The sequence below is a fragment of the Planococcus sp. NCCP-2050 genome (assembly GCF_023708025.1).
Lineage (GTDB): Bacteria > Bacillota > Bacilli > Bacillales_A > Planococcaceae > Planococcus.
Window position 1 is genome coordinate 1,671,449 of record NZ_BRCX01000001.1, and the last position, 19,177, is coordinate 1,690,625.

20 protein-coding genes and 1 tRNA gene are annotated in these 19,177 nt (G+C 44.7%); 8 read left to right on the forward strand and 13 right to left on the reverse strand.

Annotation, left to right across the window (positions count from 1 at the left end; genetic code table 11):
• Positions 1-37 precede the first annotated feature (37 nt).
• Positions 38-1,171 carry an MFS transporter gene (locus tag NFU07_RS08310; protein WP_251476627.1) on the forward strand — a complete coding sequence of 378 codons (1,134 nt, stop codon included), beginning with the start codon at positions 38-40 and terminating at the stop codon, positions 1,169-1,171.
• Here NFU07_RS08310 and NFU07_RS08315 read toward each other — a convergent pair.
• From NFU07_RS08315 to selB, 6 genes are all read right to left on the reverse strand, one after another.
• A complete protein-coding gene (locus tag NFU07_RS08315) occupies positions 1,168-1,761 on the reverse strand; it encodes a kinase (RefSeq protein ID WP_251476633.1) in 594 nt (197 codons plus the stop codon). The genes NFU07_RS08310 and NFU07_RS08315 overlap by 4 nt on opposite strands.
• Before the next feature lie 62 nt (positions 1,762-1,823).
• Complete coding sequence (locus tag NFU07_RS08320; RefSeq protein ID WP_251476649.1) at positions 1,824-2,183, reverse strand: hypothetical protein; 360 nt, start codon at positions 2,181-2,183, stop codon at positions 1,824-1,826.
• A 12-nt stretch (positions 2,184-2,195) separates the two neighbouring features.
• A complete protein-coding gene (locus NFU07_RS08325; protein WP_251476651.1) occupies positions 2,196-2,873 on the reverse strand; it encodes a serine/threonine protein kinase in 678 nt (225 codons plus the stop codon).
• A gap of 228 nt (positions 2,874-3,101) precedes the next feature.
• Positions 3,102-4,526, reverse strand: a complete 1,425-nt coding sequence (locus tag NFU07_RS08330; RefSeq protein ID WP_251476653.1) for an anion permease — start codon at positions 4,524-4,526, stop codon at positions 3,102-3,104.
• A gap of 412 nt (positions 4,527-4,938) precedes the next feature.
• Complete coding sequence (gene selA / locus NFU07_RS08335; RefSeq protein ID WP_251476655.1) at positions 4,939-6,345, reverse strand: L-seryl-tRNA(Sec) selenium transferase; 1,407 nt, start codon at positions 6,343-6,345, stop codon at positions 4,939-4,941.
• Between the two features lie 31 nt (positions 6,346-6,376).
• Positions 6,377-8,275, reverse strand: a complete 1,899-nt coding sequence (gene selB, locus NFU07_RS08340; protein WP_251476656.1) for a selenocysteine-specific translation elongation factor — start codon at positions 8,273-8,275, stop codon at positions 6,377-6,379.
• A 142-nt stretch (positions 8,276-8,417) separates the two neighbouring features.
• Between selB and NFU07_RS08345 the strand changes: the two genes are divergently transcribed.
• The 7 genes from NFU07_RS08345 to NFU07_RS08375 all read left to right on the forward strand — a co-directional run bounded on the left by NFU07_RS08345 (position 8,418) and on the right by NFU07_RS08375 (position 14,008).
• A tRNA-Sec gene (locus NFU07_RS08345) sits at positions 8,418-8,514 on the forward strand.
• A gap of 203 nt (positions 8,515-8,717) precedes the next feature.
• On the forward strand, positions 8,718-9,713 hold the full coding sequence (locus NFU07_RS08350) for a glycosyltransferase family 4 protein (RefSeq protein ID WP_251476658.1): 996 nt from the start codon (positions 8,718-8,720) through the stop codon (positions 9,711-9,713).
• 22 nt (positions 9,714-9,735) lie between these two features.
• Positions 9,736-10,785 (forward strand): selenide, water dikinase SelD, encoded by a 1,050-nt coding sequence (gene selD / locus NFU07_RS08355; RefSeq protein WP_251476660.1) that lies wholly within the window; start codon positions 9,736-9,738, stop codon positions 10,783-10,785.
• 103 nt (positions 10,786-10,888) lie between these two features.
• Positions 10,889-11,797 (forward strand): phosphate/phosphite/phosphonate ABC transporter substrate-binding protein, encoded by a 909-nt coding sequence (gene phnD, locus NFU07_RS08360; protein WP_251476662.1) that lies wholly within the window; start codon positions 10,889-10,891, stop codon positions 11,795-11,797.
• A gap of 11 nt (positions 11,798-11,808) precedes the next feature.
• Complete coding sequence (gene phnE / locus NFU07_RS08365) at positions 11,809-12,564, forward strand: phosphonate ABC transporter, permease protein PhnE (protein WP_251476664.1); 756 nt, start codon at positions 11,809-11,811, stop codon at positions 12,562-12,564.
• A gap of 14 nt (positions 12,565-12,578) precedes the next feature.
• On the forward strand, positions 12,579-13,349 hold the full coding sequence (phnC, locus tag NFU07_RS08370; RefSeq protein ID WP_251476666.1) for a phosphonate ABC transporter ATP-binding protein: 771 nt from the start codon (positions 12,579-12,581) through the stop codon (positions 13,347-13,349).
• 41 nt (positions 13,350-13,390) lie between these two features.
• Positions 13,391-14,008 carry a polysaccharide deacetylase family protein gene (locus tag NFU07_RS08375; RefSeq protein WP_251476668.1) on the forward strand — a complete coding sequence of 206 codons (618 nt, stop codon included), beginning with the start codon at positions 13,391-13,393 and terminating at the stop codon, positions 14,006-14,008.
• Positions 14,009-14,066: 58 nt separating this feature from the next.
• On the opposite strand, the gene NFU07_RS08380 is transcribed toward NFU07_RS08375, so the two are convergent.
• The 7 genes from NFU07_RS08380 to NFU07_RS08410 form a co-directional block, all read right to left on the reverse strand.
• The gene (locus tag NFU07_RS08380) at positions 14,067-14,771 is read right to left on the reverse strand and encodes an aspartate/glutamate racemase family protein (RefSeq protein WP_251476670.1); all 705 of its coding nucleotides are present in this window, start codon (positions 14,769-14,771) and stop codon (positions 14,067-14,069) included.
• A 102-nt stretch (positions 14,772-14,873) separates the two neighbouring features.
• Positions 14,874-15,944, reverse strand: coding sequence for a hypothetical protein (locus tag NFU07_RS08385; RefSeq protein ID WP_251476672.1), 1,071 nt, complete (start codon positions 15,942-15,944; stop codon positions 14,874-14,876).
• Positions 15,945-16,162: 218 nt separating this feature from the next.
• The gene (locus tag NFU07_RS08390; RefSeq protein ID WP_251476674.1) at positions 16,163-16,567 is read right to left on the reverse strand and encodes a GNAT family N-acetyltransferase; all 405 of its coding nucleotides are present in this window, start codon (positions 16,565-16,567) and stop codon (positions 16,163-16,165) included.
• Between the two features lie 34 nt (positions 16,568-16,601).
• Positions 16,602-17,018, reverse strand: coding sequence for a hypothetical protein (locus NFU07_RS08395; RefSeq protein ID WP_251476676.1), 417 nt, complete (start codon positions 17,016-17,018; stop codon positions 16,602-16,604).
• A gap of 40 nt (positions 17,019-17,058) precedes the next feature.
• Positions 17,059-17,256 (reverse strand): hypothetical protein, encoded by a 198-nt coding sequence (locus tag NFU07_RS08400; protein ID WP_251476678.1) that lies wholly within the window; start codon positions 17,254-17,256, stop codon positions 17,059-17,061.
• 313 nt (positions 17,257-17,569) lie between these two features.
• Entirely contained in the window at positions 17,570-18,277 is a 708-nt protein-coding gene (locus NFU07_RS08405; protein ID WP_251476680.1) for an ABC transporter permease, read from the reverse strand.
• Positions 18,274-19,122 carry an ABC transporter ATP-binding protein gene (locus tag NFU07_RS08410; protein WP_251476682.1) on the reverse strand — a complete coding sequence of 283 codons (849 nt, stop codon included), beginning with the start codon at positions 19,120-19,122 and terminating at the stop codon, positions 18,274-18,276. The genes NFU07_RS08405 and NFU07_RS08410 overlap by 4 nt, the downstream gene beginning before the upstream one ends.
• Positions 19,123-19,177: the final 55 nt, after the last annotated feature.

A 19,177-nucleotide genomic window follows, 5' to 3' on the forward strand; every position in this document is an offset into this window, starting at 1 on the left:
TTAGAGTGATCGTTCTATCTATAAAGGAGGAATAGAAATGTGGAAATTAATAGCGCCTGGAATTGCGATGATCGCTGTGACTTACGCTTTCGCACGGTATAGTTTCGGTTTGTTCTTGCCGGATATCAGTGCATCGCTGAACCTATCCGAAAGCCAAGCTGGAACGGTCGGTTCAGCCGCTTATGCCGCTTACACGCTTGCTTTGCTTGCTTCTTCTGGATGGATTCGGAAATACGGCGCCCGGCGCATCGTGCTTTGTTCAGGTATGACCGCCTTCGTCGGGATATTAGGGATGGCGTTTTCCCAAGGATTTTATACGCTCGCCTTTAGTGCTTTTGTGGCTGGCCTTGGGAGCGGCTGGATTTCTCCGGCATTCAGCCAAGTCGTAGCCCAATCGATGAGACCCGAACTTCAGCATAAAGGAAATACATGGATCAATACCGGGACCAGTTTTGGAATTGTATTCACTGGCTTTTCGGCTTTGCTGCTTGCAGAAGAGTGGCGATGGAGCTACGGGTTGTTTGCGCTTCTCACCTTATTGGTCTTTTGGTGGAATGCTGTTGCCATTAAAGAAGCTAAAGAGAAATCAGCTCCGCCCGTCCAACGCCTTTTCAGCAGCAGCACATTAAAAAAAGCGCTTTTTTTAATCGCTGCGTCACTCGGCATCGGTTTCGGCTCCTCTATCTATTGGACTTTCTCGAGAACGTATATCACCGAAATTCATGGGCTGTCGCTGAATGAAAGTGTCGTGTTTTGGATAGTCATGGGGGCATCCGGCGTCTTCGGCGGCATCGCAGGTTCTATCATTCAATCTATGGGACTTCGCCTTTCCTACCGGCTCGGTGTGATGGCGATCGCTTTATCCATTGCCGGATTAACCCTTTCCCAAAACACGGCCATTTACTTTTCAGCCATCCTTTTCGGAATCGCCTTCATCTTTATGACCGGTTTATTTATCGTCTGGGGCACCCGCCAGTTTCCTGAAACGCCATCAGTCGGCGTAAGCATTTCCTTTTTCTCGCTAGGCATCGGCCAATCACTGGGGTCAGCAATCGCCGGCAACTTGATCGAAGCGACTTCCTATCCTTTTACTTTTCTTCTTTTTTCAGCCATTGGATTCGTTTTTGTTTTTGGCAAAACCGCTATCGTTCCTTCAAAAGGAACTGATTAATTTTGAATAACAGCGTTCGCTAGATGCATTGGTTCTATCGTTTCCAGGTAATGGTCCTCAGCTTTCCAGTATCGCCGGCTGAACTTTTCGAGATTCTTTTGCGTCAGTTCGCTTTCGCGATTGAACCTTTTCTCTTTTGGACTGTCTATGTATAGCAGAAAATCATAGGACCCTCTCCATTCAAGCCGCTGCAAAAAGACGCCTTCGACCAGAATCACACAGGTTTCTGGAATTCTAACTTTTTCCACCCTCATCTTATCTTCATGTGGTACATAATGCGGCAGCTGCAACTCTTGTGCCTGTTTTAATTTCTCAAAAAAATTTTCCTTCAGCCACTGGACATCCCATTGCAGCTGATAATATTCAAACCACTCTTCATGTCCCGTGTGATAGCGCCTTTTTCGGTCGACAATGAAATCATCGATGTGAAAAAGGCATACGGAGACTTGGGTTTCCAGAAAGGCTTCTTTCAATCGTATGCTGATGGTGGTTTTTCCGGATCTGCTTAGTCCGTCTATTCCGACGATGATTCGCTTTCCCCGTTCGACTCTCGGAATTCTCTTAACGATTTCACTCAGTTCTTCTTCCATATGCTCTTGCCCCTTCAATAACACATCGATATTCAAGATTAATTTTATGTTCTTTTAATAGACTAGTACAATCCAGTCCCATCAAGCTTCAGCCACGTTTCGACAATGTAGTGATGGGCAAGTTTACTATCTTTAAACTTCTTTTCATCATAGATTTGGCCCCGCTCTCTGAAGAAAGTAATCCATTCGCCGTTTTCTTCATAAAAGTGAAACCCTTCGTTTCGGTCCTCTTTGCCTGTTCTCTCACTATGCGGGAGACCATGGAAAGCGGTGTATGCCAATACCTCTTCTTTGCTGACGGTAAAAACTTCCGAATATCGGCGATCATACATATTTTCCACGCCAAGTATCTCACAAGCAAATTGGAATGGACGTGGATCTCCGTATAGCAAAACTTTGATTTGTTTTTCTTTATCTACCAAGCGATCACCCCCTCATTTCCTGTATCCAATTTGCTTCGATATGATAGACATGAATTCGTCAAAGGACGTGAAATACCGCTGCCAGCGATGATGGCCTTTGCGTACCGTATCAAGCACCCAAAATGGCATTGGCTTGCTGTCAATCAAGTGATAATATTCCGTATATCCCATTTTCAAGTGATCCCATCTGAAGTCATTGCCGGGTTTAATATACTCTGAAACATCCAGCAGTTTTGCACGCCCTTCTTGCAGCACGATGTTCTTCAAATGGATATCCCGCGGATTCAATCCTTTTTGGCGTACAAATTCCCTTGCATTTTCAACATCTCGGACAGCTTCCTCGGGAATATGAATCCCTTGCAGAAGACAATCAAAAAAAGTGGGGCCTTCTTCAAATTTCAAAACTAAAAATCGGGTTGAAACACCGTAGCACCGAGAAAAACCAGGTGCTGTGCCAAGTATTTTATATACTTTTGCTTCTGCCTGCAGCTTAGTCTGCTTGCCTTCAGCAAACAGTTTAAAAGCAAATTGCGGCAGGACCATCGATTGAAATACAGCAGCATCCGTTCCAACACCGACACACCGCATCCCCGCTGCAATCCCTTCAATCGTAACCGGTTCATTGCCTGGATTTGAAATGACTTTTACATCTTCTAAAGCATCTGCTAAATGTTGCCATGTATGTCCCATAAGTCCCCACTATTCTCTTTTCGTTTCAGCCTAACAGTGTTCATTAGAACCGTTGACACTTTTCAAGATAAAAATTCCCGCGAATCGACTACCGGATTCAGCACGTGATAAAAGCGCCTCCAAATGTACCGCTAGTATAGCATTTTAGAATATAAAGCTTCGAAGTAAAATTGGCGGAACCGTGACAGCGCTGTCCGTTATCCAGGGACTTCATTTAATCGAATTATCTCACCAAAGGCCAAGAACTTTCCACCAAAGGCCGCCAACTCCAAACCATACAATGATATGGATCACTGAAATAATAAAGCCCAGCATCCACCATTTCTGTTGGGAGATATAGCCGCTTCCAAAAAAGACGGGTGCAGGACCGGCACCATAGTGGGTAAGGGATCCAAATAAGTTAGAGAAAAAGGCCAAAATCAAGGCCGATAAAAGCGGTGGAGCTCCGGCTGCTACAATTACCGACAGGAACGCTGCGTACATCGCGCTGACATGTGCAGTATTGCTCGCGAAAAAATAATGCGAGTAAAAGTAGACAATGGCTAGTATCACCAAAGTGAGGGTCCAGGACAGCTGGCTTACTGCATTGCCCATCAAGTCACTGAACCAGGGGATCATGCCCAGTTCATTCAAATAGGTGGCCATCATCACAAGAACTGCGAACCAGACAAGCGTGTCCCATGCGCCTTGCTCTTTTTTAATATCAGACCATGTCAGAACGCCGCTTAGCAAGAGAACACTCAAGCCGACAAAAGCACTTTCAGTTGCCCCAAGCCCGATACTGCCCCCAAAAATCCAAAGGGCAAGCAAAAGCACAAAGACGCCAATCATATACCACTCTGTCTTTTTTAGTTTCCCCATCTCATCCAGCTTTTGGGTGGCGATTGTTGCCGCTTTGGGCGTTTCCTTTAATTCCGGAGGATACAGTTTGTAGATGACCAATGGGATGAGCGCAAGGCTAATCAAACCCGGAACAAGTGCTGCAAGTGCCCAGCCGCCCCAAGTAATCGTTTCTCCTGTTATTTCTTTTGTAATCTGTACAGCCAGCGGATTGGCCGCCATCGCCGTAACAAACATCGCTGAAGTGATCATATCCCCTTGGAAAGAAACTTTTACCAAGAACGCACCAACTCTGCGTTCTGTCCCGTCCCCTACTCTTGAGTCGTAGGTTTCTGAGAGCGATCGGATGATCGGGAAGATGATGCCTCCAGCGCGTGCGGTATTCGAAGGCATCGCAGGAGCCAATATTAAATCACTTAGGAGCATTGAATACGACAAGCCGAGAGTTTTTTTGCCAAACAGCCAGACAAAGAGATAAGAAATCCTAGTGCCGAGACCGGTTTTTATGAATCCGCGCGATATGAAGAACGCAATGACGATCAGCCAAATCGTTGTATTTTGAAACCCGCTCAGCGATTGTTCCAAAGTAAGAGTTTTCGTTAATACAATAAACGTCAAAGCGAGGATGGCTGTACTTCCCATAGGAATCGGCTTTATCACCAAAGCGATAATTGTTGCTACAAAAATGCTAAACAGCTGCCATGCATCCGGTTCCAGACCAGCGGGTTCAGGAATGAGCCATAAAGTAAGTCCAATAGCTAAACACAACAATAAGGATCCCCACTTAACTTCACTTTGTTTTTCAATCGCCATTGTCTTCAACCCTTTCAATTTAAGTTATCTATGGCGGCGTAGGTTGGCTAAATCAAGTTGCTTATTTGTGCTCCATGCCCCTTTTTGTACATAAAAAAACATTTTAAAGAACTAGAATATAAAAACAAATTTTGTAATACAATGAGACTCTATTTATCCTATAGAATTTATTAGAATATTTATACATTTGTTAATCTGAAGAAGGTAGATAAGAACAGAACTGGCGTATACGGTTTGAAAATCCAGATGGGAGGCCATCGTTCGAGCCCTTGGCCTGTTTACGTATAACTAACCAAATAAAAAGAGGGACCAGCAATCGCTGGACCCTCTTTTTTCATTTCTATCACCCATACATTTTCACTCTGCTGTCTAAGTACTGGCAGTACTATTGCTTAACTGCATCTGCAGATGCTTATACTCCAAGCTTTTGAAAACCGGCAACGATTTCCGTCATTTCTGCTGGATCAATTGTCCGAAAATCCAAGCAGACCTTTTCTCCTTCAATCCGGGCAATGATTGGCGGGCGGCAGTTCCGCAGCTTATTGGAAAGCTGCTGGGCAGAGTAGCGCGCATGCGATATAGCTGCGATGCAAGTCGGCAATTCTACTCCAGGCATCGTTCCGCCGCCTATTTGTGAAACACTTTCTTTGATGTCGATTTGGAATGTGTCTGCCTGAAGAGCCATTTCAGCTGCAAAATCTTCAGTTTGCTTCTGGATTTCCTCGTAAGGTTTCATGATATCCCGCACAGTTGGAAGTTCCCGGGTTTTCATTTCTCCTGAAAGGTACGCTTTTAGCGTTTCCTCCAAGGCAGCAAACGTCATTTTATCTACTCTTAAGACACGCGCCAATTGGTGTTTTTTTAATCGATCGATCAATTCTTTTTTCCCTGCGATGATGCCTGCTTGCGGACCGCCAAGCAGTTTATCTCCACTAAAAGACACCAGGTCCATTCCTGCTTCGATTACTTCTTTAACAAGCGGTTCATCGCCGATGCCGTGCTTTTTAAAGTCGTATAAAGCCCCACTTCCTAAATCCTCATAGAACACTAACCCATCGTTATTGTTCTTTAGTTCTACGAGTTTCTGTGTATCTACGCTTTCTGTAAAGCCGATCATTTTAAAATTGCTTGTATGGACTTTCATCACCATCGCCGTTTCTTCAGACAACGCTTTTTCGTAATCGGCAAGGTGTGTTTTGTTCGTCGTACCGACTTCCACCAAATGTGCTCCGCTTTCTTCCATGATGGAAGATACACGGAAAGAACCGCCAATTTCGACCAATTGTCCGCGAGAAACAATGACTTCACGGCCTTTTGCCAGTGCAGCCAAGACCAAAAACACTGCTGCAGCGTTATTGTTTACGACCATTGCCGCTTCTGCCCCGGTCGCTTCCTTTATTAATTCTTCAATCAGTTCATGGCGGGACCCGCGCTTTCCATCTGCCACTCGGTACTCTAAATTCGAATAATGTCTGGCTGCTCTTGCCACGTGCTCCACTGCGCGTTCACTCAATTTCGATCGCCCTAAATTTGTGTGAAGGACCGTGCCTGTGCCGTTAATGACGCGCATTAACCGATCTTCATTCCACTTTGCCGCCTTTTTCTGGGCATTTGCAAAAATCATTTCCGGAAAATCCGGATTTTCCGGTTCGTATGGCAATTTACCATAAAGCAGCCTTTCACGAAGTGCCTGGATTTCCTGTTGGATGAATTTCGTCGCCTGCCCTGCAGACAATTGTTGTTCGTCCAGCAATGCAGCAAATCGTGCGTCTTTCTGCAATTCATGGACAGGCGGAATTTCACGAAGATAATCTCTCATCCTATTTCCTCATTTCCCACTTACTTTTTTTCTATGATTCAGTCCATTTTCTCTGTTCGTCTGTTCGGACCGTCAATTTCAATTGATCCAGCAATTCCAAAAACGGGATTAAGTATTTCCTTGAAACACCAAGGACGTCTTTCGCTTCTTTTAAAGTGAATGCTGCCCCTGTCGCCTCTTTCAGCTCAGCTATAGAACGATCCAAAGCAGTATGATGGATCAAAACGTCCTCTGTCAGGCGATATGCCTGCCCTGTCTGCAGAAGATGAAATGTCAGATCCAACAGCTCTTGTTTCGGTATAGGCGTCCCCATTGAATAACTGTCCCATTTCTCTGCTTGCAACCCGTCTTTCTGGAGGGCGGCAACCATCTGATCCATCCGCGCCTTCCATTGTTTTGGAAGATGCGGCTTAAAAGAACCAAGAGCGATAAATTGATCCGCTTTTTTCAGCTCGTTTTCTACCGCCATTTTATCCAATGTGTACTCGATAAACGGCTTCGGGTAAACGGCACTGAATGACTGAACAAGTTCAGCTTTGCCTAATCCTTGTCTCATCGGGTATTCTTCATGATACTCTTTTAGCCGTTCTTTTATTTCATCGGCTAATTTGATAAAAGATTTAAGCAAGCTGTATCGTTGGCCGCCAATTTCAAGTACTGTTCCTTTGCTTAACGCTTTGCTCACTGTATCTTTCAATACCGACTCGTCCAACGAAGTATGTTGGATCAGCTCTTTGAAATCAAGAACAATGTGTTTTTGCAGCATATCCACCAAAAGGTCTTCCGGTGTTCCTTCTTTTATCTTCTGCAGCATGGCAATGGTTTCTTCACCGAAGCGGTATTTACCGCCTTTCGGCTGAATTACCCACCCCCCGCCTAACGTTTCCACGGGTGTTGGCCGGCGCAAGATCAAACGATCGCCGCGGCGAACGACGATTTCTTCATCAAGCCTTATTTGGCACAGCACTTCCTTTTTTGTTGCTGCCAATTCGTTGCGGTCGAAAAAGACGATTTTGCCCATCACTTCCGAGGTTCCCGTATGAATTTTGACCGGAGCCCGCTGCTTCAAAGGAACAAACGGGCTATCGACAAGTTTCAATGCGATATCCATTGTATCCGTCACAAGGAAATGATCGGACGTTACGAGTACGTCTCCGCGTAAAACTTCATCTTTTTCAATTCCGCCAAGATTGATGGCGGTTCGTTGGCCCGCCCGAGCCAGTTCCTGTTCTTCGTTATGAACTTGAACTTGCCGTGCTTTCACGCTCAGTCCTTTAGGCAAAACGGTCAATTGGCTTCCTTTGTGGACAGCCCCTTCGTAAATCGTTCCCCTTACTACGGTGCCTTGTCCTTGAACCGAAAAAACCTGATCAATTGGCAATCGGAAAGACCCGTAAGCGTCGCGAATCTGCACTTGTTTCAATTCCTGGAATATCGCTGTTTTCAATTCTTCGATGCCTTTGCCCGACACGCTGTCGACCAGGACATACGGCGCCTCTTCAAAGATGGTGCCCGTTAACCGGTCCCGAATGTCTTCAGTAACTAGTTCGAGCATGAGTTCATCGACCCGGTCGATTTTTGTAATCGCTACAATGCAGCGTTCGATGCCAAGAAACTGAAGGATCTCGAGATGCTCTTCTGTCTGAGGCATCACCCCTTCGTCTGCCGCTACGACAAGAACCACTAAGTCAATTCCTGCAACGCCTGCAATCATCTGCCGGATGAATTTTTCATGCCCTGGCACATCGACAATCGAAACATGGGTGCCCTCTTCTGTTTTTAATGGCGCATAACCCGGTTCGATGGAAATGCCCCGCTCTTTCTCTTCTTTTAATCGGTCCGTATCGACGTTGGTCAGAGCTTTCGTCAAAGTCGTTTTCCCATGATCGATATGCCCTGCCATTCCAATCGTATAATAAGTCTCCGCCATTGCCTTCACACACTTTCTTTGAGTGATTCGTATCTTTACTTTAATCCTTGGCGAGTGCGTATTCAAGGAAAGGAATCCATCTGGAAAACAGCTTTGTTGCACTCCTGATTTTTTCGTTATAAACTGGAACAGGTTCATCTATGGGGTTGGATGGGTGACTGGTGTCTTCCTGGGTCTTCAAAACCCTGAGGGGCCTGCGTGCCAGGCTCGGTGGGTTCGATTCCCACACAATCCCGCCATACATATTTGTTGGAAATCGCCTGCGGGCGGTTTTTTATTTTTTGTCTTGAATCCGCCTGGCGCGCTCAAAATTTTTCCTTTTCAGTTCACTAAAGCATTAAAAGTGACAAATTAGCATGAATTCATGATAATTGAAAGAGGAATTTCTATTCTGTATTTCCTCAACCATACTCAAAATCGAGTAGATGAAGGACTGAAAAGCATGAAAATTATTTTGGCTTCACCTAATTTTCCTCAGCCCCGCGGAAATACGGTAACCGTGCAGCGAATTTCCGATAATCTGCAGAAGCTCGGGGTTGAAACAACGATCATCTCTACAACAGATGATCTTTCCGCACAGTCGCTTCCGGAAGCTGATCTTGTGCATGGGTTCCATGCCTACCAGTTTTATCAGTTTATGAAGAAATTAGCAGCTCCGCCTAAAAAATATGTAGTCACCTTGACCGGAACTGATCTGAATCTCGACTTATTCGATAAGGATAAGCGGAATGATGTCCTTTCTTCTTTAAGAGGCGCTTCAGCTGTCCATGTTTTTGATGCACAGGCTGCGGGCATACTAGTAGAAGAATTACCTGAAATCGCCGAGAAGATTTCGGTCATCGCTCAAGGCAACAGTGTTTTTTCTGACTCGGATTCTCCTGCATTGAAAGAGCCAGGTACTTTTCTCTTCATTCTTCCGGCAGGCATCCGCAAAGTGAAGAATGTACCGGCGGCGATTGAAATGCTGGCAGAACTTCATAAGATGAAGCCGGAGCTGCGGCTATGGATTGTGGGTCCGGTCCTTGAAGAGGACGAAGGCGAAACTGTTTTGGGGCTTGCACAAAAACACAGCGGCTGGGTTTCTTACCTTGGCCAACTGCCCCATTCTTCCATGGGATCCCTTTACGGCCAAGCAGATGTTTTGCTCAACACCTCCCTTTCAGAAGGCCAGCCCGCTGCGATTTTAGAGGCAATGGGTTATGGATGCGCTGTATTGGTTTCAGATGTCCAAGGCAATAATGGCATTGTGTCTCATTTGGAAACGGGTTTGCTTTATAAGAGCAAATCTGAATTCATAGAATACGCAAGGCGATTGATGGAAAATAGTGAATTGAGGCAGAAAGTTGGGATGAATGCCCAAAAGCATGTTGCTGAACAGCATTCTGGCCAGAACGAGGCCGAAAAGTTCCTCGAAATTTACAAAAGGCTTTTAAACTGACTTATTAAAGGAGAGAAAAAAAATGGCTGAAAAAGAAAATGTACGTTTAACGACTTTATCAACGAAAGGCGGCTGAGGCTGCAAAATTGGTCCTGAGGACCTGGCGCAGGTTCTGCGCCATTTACCGAGAAATGTGCAAGACCCTAACCTGCTTGTCGGGTTGGATACCGCTGATGATGCAGGTGTCTATAAAATCAACGACGAAGTCGCACTAGTGCAGACTTTGGACTTTTTCACACCGATTGTCGACGATCCTTATATGTTCGGGCAAATCGGTGCCGCAAATTCATTGAGCGACGTTTATGCCATGGGTGGAAAACCGCTGACGGTCATGAACATTGTTGCTTTCCCAATCAATACCTTGGATAAAAGCATTTTGGCAGATATTTTAGCCGGCGCTTCCGATAAAGTGAAAGAATCCGGCGCTACTTTGGTCGGCGGCCATTCCATCGACGACAAGGAACCGAAGTTTGGCCTTTCAGTCACAGGCACGATCCACCCAGAGCGCATCCGTTCGAATGCGGGCGCAAAACCGGGCGACCGTCTGATTTTGACGAAACCGATCGGCGTCGGCATCTTAACGACGGCCATCAAACAGGACATTTTGGAAAAAGAAGATCTGGAAGAAGTCATGAACGTCATGGCTGCTTTGAACAAGGATGCGGCAGAAGCGATGGAGAATTACCAGGTCAACGCTTGTACCGATATTACTGGTTTCGGGCTCCTTGGACACACGATGGAAATCGCAAAAGGCGGAAACGTCGGTGTCACGATTTCCAATAAAGATGTTCCAGTCTTATCCAAAGCAAGAGAGCTTGCTGAAAAACACGTGATTCCTGGCGGCACATACAAAAATCATAGTTGGCTAGCCGAAGACATCGATTACAGCAGTGATATCAGCAAACTCGATCAATTGATCCTTTGCGATGCTGTTACCTCGGGCGGCCTCTTGATTTCTGTTCCTGCTGATGAAGCGGATGCGCTGCAGCGCGACTTGTTGGAGCGTAATGTCCAGTCTTCTATTGTTGGAGAAGTGACAAGCGAGAATGCCGGAAGAATCCGCGTCATTTGATCTCCGAAGATTTATAGGGAACAGACCAATTAACCCACAAGGGCTCATGCAGAGCCCTTGTTTTCCAATTTAATGGAACCATACTAAAAATGAGGTGTGCAAGTTGAAAAAGTGGAATTTATTGGCATTCGTATTGGTTTTGGCATTGATATTGTCAGCCTGCGGCAATGCTTCAGAAGATGAAAGTTCAGAATCCGGCAATACAAAAGAAGCGAAAGACACCTTCACGATCGGCGTTATTCCCGTTCAAACAGAAGGCGAAATGGATACAGCCATGACAAAGCTTCAAGCGCTTTTAAGCGAAGAGCTTGACCGCGAAGTTTCTGTTGAGGTCTACCCAGACTATAATGGTGTTGTAGAAGCGATGAATTACGATCAAATCGATATGGCTTATTTAGGGCCTCTTACTTACGTTATCGCTGAAGCGAGCAGCAATGCGAAAGCGATCATTACCCAGCTGATCGATGGCAAACCTTATTACCATTCTTACATCGTGACTCATAAAGACAGCCCGTTGACTTCAATGGAAGATTTGGTGGCAAGTGCAGGGGAAACAAATTTTGCATTTGGTGACCCGAACTCCACATCCGGTGCATTGATCCCGATGATTGAATTGCAGGAGCAAGGTGTCTACAAATCAGAAGACGACCACGAATTTGCTTCAGTGCGCTTCACTGGTTCACATGATGCGACAGCTTTAGCTGTACAGAACAAGCAAGTTGATGCAGCAGCGATTGACAGCGCCATTTATGATCAGCTGGTTGAATCCGGCAAAGTGGACGGCGAACAGTTTAAAACGATCTGGCAATCTGAGGAATTGTTCCAATACCCTTGGGCAGTCCTTGAAAGCACAGATGACGAAACGATCAAGACTTTACAGGAAACTTTCTTAGCTATCGAAGACCCTGAAATTTTAGGTGCATTCGGAGCGAGCGGGTTTACTGAAGCTTCAAACGAAGATTATGAAAGCATTAAACAGGCAGCAATTCAGCAGGGAATCATTAAAGAATAGAGTTGATCCGTGTGTGGTTTAAAAAAAGCAATTTCCTTACATTAGCTATACTGATCTTACTGGTGTTCTTCAGCATGCGGCTGACGGAATTCGATTTGTCGAAATTCAAGGATTTCCGCAATATGATCGACTTCTTATCGCAATGGTTCCCGATGGACTTCTCCTTGCTCCCGAATATGGTGCAAGATACGCTTGAAACTTTGGCAATGGCGTTTCTCGGGAGTGTCTTTGGTTTGCTCATTGCCTTGCCGATCAGCTTCTTGGCTGCCCGCAACACATCACCTTCACCGATTCTCTTCCAATTTTCGCGAATCGCGCTGAGCTTTGTACGCTCGATTCCGGAAATTGTGTTCGGTTTGATCTTGCTGACCACTTTAGGCCTTGGACCATTCCCAGCCGTTATCGCGATTATGTTCCACAATATCGGCGTGTTCGGAAAACTGATTTCGGAATTGATCGAAGCTGCCGATCCTGGTCCGCAAGAAGCGATGAAAGCGGTCGGGTCGAAAACTTGGGTAGCCAATCTTTTCAGCATTTTGCCGCAAATCTGGCCGAATGTGCTGTCTCAATTTTTCTATCGCTTCGAAGTGGCCATCCGCACTTCCCTGATTCTCGGGTTTATCGGCGGCGGCGGAATCGGACAACGGCTGTTCAATGATTTCAAGACCTTCCAATACTCTTCCGTTTCACTTGATGTGCTAATCATCATGATTATGGTTATTATCATCGACTTTCTGGCCAGCTCCATCCGGAAGCGGATTATATGAAGGAGGCAGGATCCATGATTGAGATAAAGAATTTATCGGTGCTTTATGCCGGAAATACCGAAGAGTCGCTTTCGGATGTGAATCTTTCTCTTCAAAAAGGAGATTTTATCTGCGTACTTGGAAAAAGCGGCGCCGGGAAATCCACTTTTATCCGCTGCATCAATGGTTTGCAAAAACCGACCGGCGGAGAAATTCTTCTGGACGGGAAAACGATCACTTATGCAAAAGAAGAAAATCTGCGGAAAATACGCCGGGAAATGGGAATGATTTTTCAGCATTTCAATTTGATTCCCCGTCTCAGCGTTTTGCAAAATGTCATGACGGGAACATTCGGCTACCGCAATTCTTTTAAAAATCTTTTCGGCATGTTTACGGCAGAAGAATTAAAGCGGGCTAAAAGCGTCATTGCCGAAGTGGGATTGGCTGAAATGGCCACTCGACGGATTGAAAATCTAAGCGGCGGCCAAAAACAGCGCGTCGGCATTGCACGGGCACTTGTCCAGCAGCCGCGTGTTTTGCTCGGCGATGAACCGGTCGCAAGTCTAGATCCCGGAACATCTGACCGCATCTTTACGCTATTGAAAGAAATGCATGAACGCCTTGGACTGTTGACCATTATCAATGTCCACGACATTGAACTGGCCAAGCGCTACGCGACACGTATTGTGGCATTAAAAGACGGAAAAGTGATTTTTGATGGGCTTCCGAAAGATTTCAAGGAAGCCGAGTACCAGGAAACTTACGAATCCCAATCGGCAGATGCATACTTTGGCGCCGAAATCTGACATCAAAAGGAGTTTTTTTGATGATTAAAAGCCCTTGAGCAGTGGATTACACCAGAGTCGTGTACGGCTCTTCCAACCCTGAAATTGTAACTAGCCTAAAGCCTGATCCAGCTGTAAAATCGGTCGCCCTTACGTTTGATGACGGCCCGAGCCGGGTGCTGCCGGAAATTCTGGATATCTTGAAACAAGAAAATGTTCCCGCTGCGTTCTTTTGGCAGACACGCCTTCTCCACCCGAAACGTCCATGGCAAAGAGTTTTGGATGAAGGCCATTTAATTGGAACCCATACGGTAAAGCATAAAAACCTGACGGCTCTTTCCTACGAGGAACAGTATCAGGATATCCGAAACAGCCTATCAAAAATCAGTGAAATCACTGGAGCAGATCCTGTTTATTTCCGTCCTCCTTTTGGTCAATTTAATGATGACACCTTAAAGGCCGCACGTGAATTGAATTTAAAAACCGTCATGTGGCGGGTGGCCTCTATGGATTGGGAGCTTCAAAAGAACCCGGAAAATCTAGTGCCCACTGTTGTTGATAATTTAGAAGACGGCGCGATTATTCTGCTCCATGAACTTCAGCATACCGTTCAGATGCTGCCAAAATTGATCCAAGCGATACGTGAGCAAGGTTATACGTTCAAATTACTGGATGCTTAATGGATTTCTTCAACCGAAGAGGCCTGGAACTTTGTGTTTTTCAAAGTTCCAGGCCTCTTTATTTGTTCATTTCTAAAATGGCGGCAACAATTGCGTCCACGTGGATGTCAGTGGTGTTCAGCTGAGGCATCTTTGTATCTTCCGGCTTGATGATCATCGGCAATTCGGTGCAGCCGAGAATAATCCCTTCAATCCCGTTGCGCTTTTCCATCTTGGAGATAATGTCCAGGAACCGCTCTTTCGTGTCCGGCTCAACAATGCCTTTCTCCAATTCCTTGACGATCTTCTCATGGAGATACTGCCGCTCTTCTTCATTCGGCATCTGCACTTCGATGCGGCTCTCTTCAAAAGGATGGATGAAAAAGTCATTTTCCATCGTGAACTTTGTTCCAAGCAGCCCTACTTTTTTAATATTGAGCTGGCGCGCCTTTTCTGCTGTTTCGTCTACAATGCTGATCAGCGGAATGCCCACTTTCTCCTGGACTTGGCCAAAAACGATATGAGGCGTATTTGCTGCAAGGACAGCAAAGTCGGCACCTGCTTTTTCTAATCGATGCACTGCCCCTACTAAGTAATCGATCAATTCATCCGTCTTGTCATTTTCCAACAGCTCGAAAATTTTATACATATTGATGCTGTTTATCAGAAATTCAGGCAGATTTTCCGGATTTCCGGATTTCTTCTGGAATTTTGAAATAATCGCCTGATAATATTCAACGGTCGACTCGGGGCCAGTGCCTCCGACCAATCCTAAAGTCTTCATATCAAATCCACTCCTCCTGTCGGCTAAAACCCACTCTCTTGATGTATACCCGTTTAGCTGCAATAAAATAGAGGAAGAATAATAAAATTCTTCCTCACCTTATTATTTCGCTTCTTTAAATCCTTCTTCATCCGTTTCTATCGTAAATGGCAACTGATCTGTACAAGCTTCGAAAATAATGGTCATATATTGCAGGCAATCTGCTCTTAAATCTTCTGCTGCCGTCTTTCGGTTACTTCGTTCTGCTTGAATCGAAGCCCTTGCAGTTGCAGGGAGGCTGCCCTTTCTTAGCTCGAAGCCTTCGTGATGTCCGGCATCCAAATGAAGATGCAGCAGGCATTCACTTTGCTGCTCTTCCCATGAAGCCTGATAGTGCTTGGATAAAAAGAGCAGACGAACCGATTTATCCAAGAAGAGGTTCTGCAATGACAAGACACGTGCCATCTCTAATAGCAGTGCATTAGTTCCAGCACTTTCTGAAGAATCGATGGTGCTGCTGACTTGGATAAAGTCCGGGGAAACTCGGCTCCTGATTTCGGCTGTAAGCGTTGGAATTTCCCGCCAGCCCGTTTCCACTTCGGTCATCAGCCAACAGCACGCTTCTTCTGGAGCTGCAGACCAGCCGTTCTTCAATCTCTCTCCTTCTTTCTCGCTCATGGACAGAACAGGGATGCCTGCAAAGTATTTTGAGTCAAAGTCGACTTTGGCCTCTTGTCTTTTTAGAGATAAGGCTTCCCGAACCGATTCGCCTTCAATGAAAACAATTGCTTTGGCTCCTGCCTTTTCAGCCCTCTTGACAATTTCTGAAGAGGCGATCCCTTCAGTTACAAAAATCTCTTTTGAAGGTGCGATGTTTTCTTGCCAGCATGTAACGTAGCGAAGCTTACCGTTTAATCCGATTTCCCCCGTAGAAGTTGACATCGAATGTGCCGAACAAAGAAATTCTTCGCTATGCAAGGATAAACGGGCATGGATCGGTAAACTGATAAAGCTGTCATGGAAACTCAATTTCGCTTCTACGCCTAGAATCTCAAGCACTTCTTTGGCATATTGGAAACTGCGAAGCTCCTTTTTTGCAACAGGAAAACTCGTTTCTTTGATAAACTGGTTCTTAAATGATTGCAGTTGATTTTCAGAAATTGCTTCCAGCAGCTCTCTTTCAATCCGCTCCATGGTCATTCCCCTTTCCTTGTAAGCCGTCTCCAGCAGAATCAGACACTTCATAAAACATGCAGTTTTTTTGTAAATATTTTGAAAGGTTATTTTGGTATGGAATTTTTTTAAGTATAAATGGAATTTTACTAAAATACAATAAAATTTAGAATATTTAGATTTTATAATCCGGAAATAATAAGAAGACGGGTGACATGAACTGTCACCCGTCTTCTCGTTTACTTATATGAATGGTTTAATCCAGTATGTGCAAGTCCAGTAATTCCGCTATGCGCCATTTTACTTCTGCATTTAGCGAGAAATTCTTCTGTTTCTTCAGTGGTTTTCATTTCTTTTTTCAATATCATTTGCTGAAGTTTATCCACCATCATTAGACCGTATCCTTCTCCTCTATGCGAAGGTAGAACCGAGACGTGGTGGACAGTAAAATAATCTTCTTCGACTTCAATCCCGATCAGCCCGACATAACGCTCGCTGACTTTCAGCAAATACAATTGCCAGGACGGGTTTTTTTCATAGCAGCGCATGGTATGGCGCAAATTAGTTAAATTTTTCTCCTGAGGCATGAACGACAGTAATCCCATAGCAATCTTTTCACATGATTTCTTGTATCTGACTAACATAAGCACATCCTCGATTCGTAGATCCTGTTGGTGGTCAATTCATGTAAACTCGTCCGTCCAATTGATCAATAATTTCCAAAGCTGCCGCCAGCCGCTCTGCAAAAAATTCAGGGGGCTCTTTCGATTCCATATAAACGCACACAATATTCGGATTAGAAACCAATCTCTGCCGATAATTCGTCGGCAACGGATTCTGATGCTTTCTTAATCGATTTAAAAAAGCCGGGTATTCTTCTGGCAAGAGATAAATCTCCGCTTTGTTGAAAGCAGAACCGTCATCTCTCAAATGGCGGAAAGAAATATCAAGGTCCAATGTGCAATAAAAGCAAGACTTACTTGCCCGTATTTCTAATGTCCGCTGTTTTTTGACTGTGCATTCTTCACCCAACCATTCAATCTCCGCATTCATGACCATTCCGACTTTTTCGCACATTTGCTCTAACCGATCCATTTCCATCAGCTCCTATTGATTCTTTTCTCCATTCATTTATTTAATCTTCTAAGCTCGTATGAAACGTTTCACAATAACAGCATTTTTTGTACCGCTTCGCTTGGATTAACTGATTGATGTAATTGACACAATTCGTAAATTCTCTCAATGCAGCTGGGGTTCCGACAAATCCGCAACGGTCACCGGCAAACTTCTGGAGATGGATACTTTTTTTTCGATGATCAATGAAATAATTCATAAACAAAGCCCCTTTTAGTTAATAAAAGACGCAAAAAAACACCGAAAAGAATTTGACGTAATTCTTTGCGGCGTTGTTTACAGCACTATTGTCTGTTCCATCCTGCCTTTTTATCCAATTGTTTATCCTCAGCAACTTTGAGGCCAAACAACAAATTGATGTTTTTTAGCTGCTTTCAGACTAATACAAAATTTAGGGTTTGTAAAGTCGTTAGTCCCGGTAAGTTATACTTTAATTACCTAAATATCATTTTTTTGATGTTAAGGGGCCTTTAGTTTATCATTTCCCCTTATGTATTTCACTTAAACCTTTTTTAATCCACCATTCTTTTTTTGTAAATCAATGCAGTTAGCGCGCCTGCAGCTATCGTCCAGATGAAAATGATGCCAAATTGCATAGCCGTTTCACTAAAACCGGCGCCATTTTCAACTTTCGATGCAATTTCAATAAGCTGCACACTCGGAAGGTATTCCACCACTTTTAAAACAGAATACTTTTCTGCTAAAGGCAATAAGAATGAACCGAACGAGAAGATGCCAAGAACCGGCAAGATAATGACGGAAGCTTCCATAACGGATTTTGCCCATAAGCCGAGCAGCGTCCCAAGCGCAATATAGAAAAACGAAGACAAGACAATCGCAAGTGACACAATCAGTAGATTCGCTGGCTGATATTCGGACAATAGGGCACCGGCTACTATAACCAAAATGGTCAATACAAACGTTAGCAAACTTTTGCCGCTAAGGATCTCGAACGTACTGGCCGGTGAAAGCATCAAACCGCGAAGCGTATTTTGTTCTTTTTCTTCTGCAATCAAGCAGCATTGGACAAAGGTTGCGACCATGGCAAACGTCAAATTGATAATCATATAATGTGCATCAAGCGTGTCGACTCCCATGCGCCCATAAAGTGCCGCTACAAATAATGGCATAAAGAGGACGACTGAAACCGCTATATTCCGTGAAAAATCCTTGAAATCCTTTTGAAAAATTGCGTTTACCCGTTTGATTGATTCGTTCATGCTAATACCCTCCCTGTCGCTTTTACAAAAATATCGCCGAGTGTCGGTTCATTTGAATGGATGGTTGCTACTTGTCCATTTTTCATGAACTCATATAACACCTGCGCATCTTCAGTGCCTGTAGACAGCACCACTTTTTCTTCATTTTTCAATTCGACTGTCATCGTGCCGTCTGCATAGCGTTTCTTCAGTTGATCCGGTGTATCCATCAACTGGATTTTCCCTTTGTTCAGGAAAGCCACCCGATCGCATAAAGTATCCGCTTCTTCCATATCATGCGTGGTCAGGAAAATCGTCGTCCCTTTTTCATTCAGTGCACGAAGCCCTTTGTAGATATGGCGGGTGTTGACCGGATCAAGCGCTGACGTCGGTTCGTCCAAAAACAGCAGCTCCGGTGCATGGAGCAAGGTACGTGCCAAAAGCACACGTTGCGTCATGCCTTTCGATAAGGTGGAAACCTTTTTCTTCCGGTCTTCCTGCAAATTGACCGATTCCAGCACTTCATCGATCTTACTGAGGGGCATGCCGTACAGTTCGCAATATAATTTCAGGTTTTCATAAACGGTCATTCTTTTATACAAGCCGCTGTTATCGGTAAGAACACCAAATCGTTGGCGATATTCGGGCTTCTTTAATTTAGAAATGGATTCTCCGAAGACAGTCGCGCTTCCTGCAGTCGGCTCCAATTGCCCGGTAAGAATTTTGATCGTTGTGGTCTTCCCAGATCCGCTTGGTCCGAGAAAACCGAAAATCTCTCCCCGTTTTACCGTAAAACTCAAATCTTCAATTGCTGGCTGGTTGGCAAAGATTTTTGCCATTGCGTTTACTTCGATGATATCTTCCATTTGTCATTCCTCCTGAATCTGTTTCGGCTTCTGCCTGTTGCTAATTACAGATTAA

Coding starts and splice junctions, on each gene's coding strand:
- NFU07_RS08310 (WP_251476627.1), top strand. CDS start 38: ATGTGGAAATTAATAGCGCCTGGAATTGCGATGATCGCTGTGACTTAC.
- NFU07_RS08390 (WP_251476674.1), bottom strand. CDS start 16,567: ATGTTAGTCAGATACAAGAAATCATGTGAAAAGATTGCTATGGGATTA.
- NFU07_RS08380 (WP_251476670.1), bottom strand. CDS start 14,771: ATGAAGACTTTAGGATTGGTCGGAGGCACTGGCCCCGAGTCGACCGTT.
- NFU07_RS08405 (WP_251476680.1), bottom strand. CDS start 18,277: ATGAACGAATCAATCAAACGGGTAAACGCAATTTTTCAAAAGGATTTC.
- NFU07_RS08330 (WP_251476653.1), bottom strand. CDS start 4,526: ATGGCGATTGAAAAACAAAGTGAAGTTAAGTGGGGATCCTTATTGTTG.
- NFU07_RS08325 (WP_251476651.1), bottom strand. CDS start 2,873: ATGGGACATACATGGCAACATTTAGCAGATGCTTTAGAAGATGTAAAA.
- selB (WP_251476656.1), bottom strand. CDS start 8,275: ATGGCGGAGACTTATTATACGATTGGAATGGCAGGGCATATCGATCAT.
- NFU07_RS08315 (WP_251476633.1), bottom strand. CDS start 1,761: ATGGAAGAAGAACTGAGTGAAATCGTTAAGAGAATTCCGAGAGTCGAA.
- selA (WP_251476655.1), bottom strand. CDS start 6,345: ATGAGAGATTATCTTCGTGAAATTCCGCCTGTCCATGAATTGCAGAAA.
- NFU07_RS08350 (WP_251476658.1), top strand. CDS start 8,718: ATGAAAATTATTTTGGCTTCACCTAATTTTCCTCAGCCCCGCGGAAAT.
- NFU07_RS08385 (WP_251476672.1), bottom strand. CDS start 15,944: ATGGAGCGGATTGAAAGAGAGCTGCTGGAAGCAATTTCTGAAAATCAA.
- NFU07_RS08410 (WP_251476682.1), bottom strand. CDS start 19,122: ATGGAAGATATCATCGAAGTAAACGCAATGGCAAAAATCTTTGCCAAC.
- phnC (WP_251476666.1), top strand. CDS start 12,579: ATGATTGAGATAAAGAATTTATCGGTGCTTTATGCCGGAAATACCGAA.
- NFU07_RS08400 (WP_251476678.1), bottom strand. CDS start 17,256: ATGAATTATTTCATTGATCATCGAAAAAAAAGTATCCATCTCCAGAAG.
- NFU07_RS08395 (WP_251476676.1), bottom strand. CDS start 17,018: ATGGATCGGTTAGAGCAAATGTGCGAAAAAGTCGGAATGGTCATGAAT.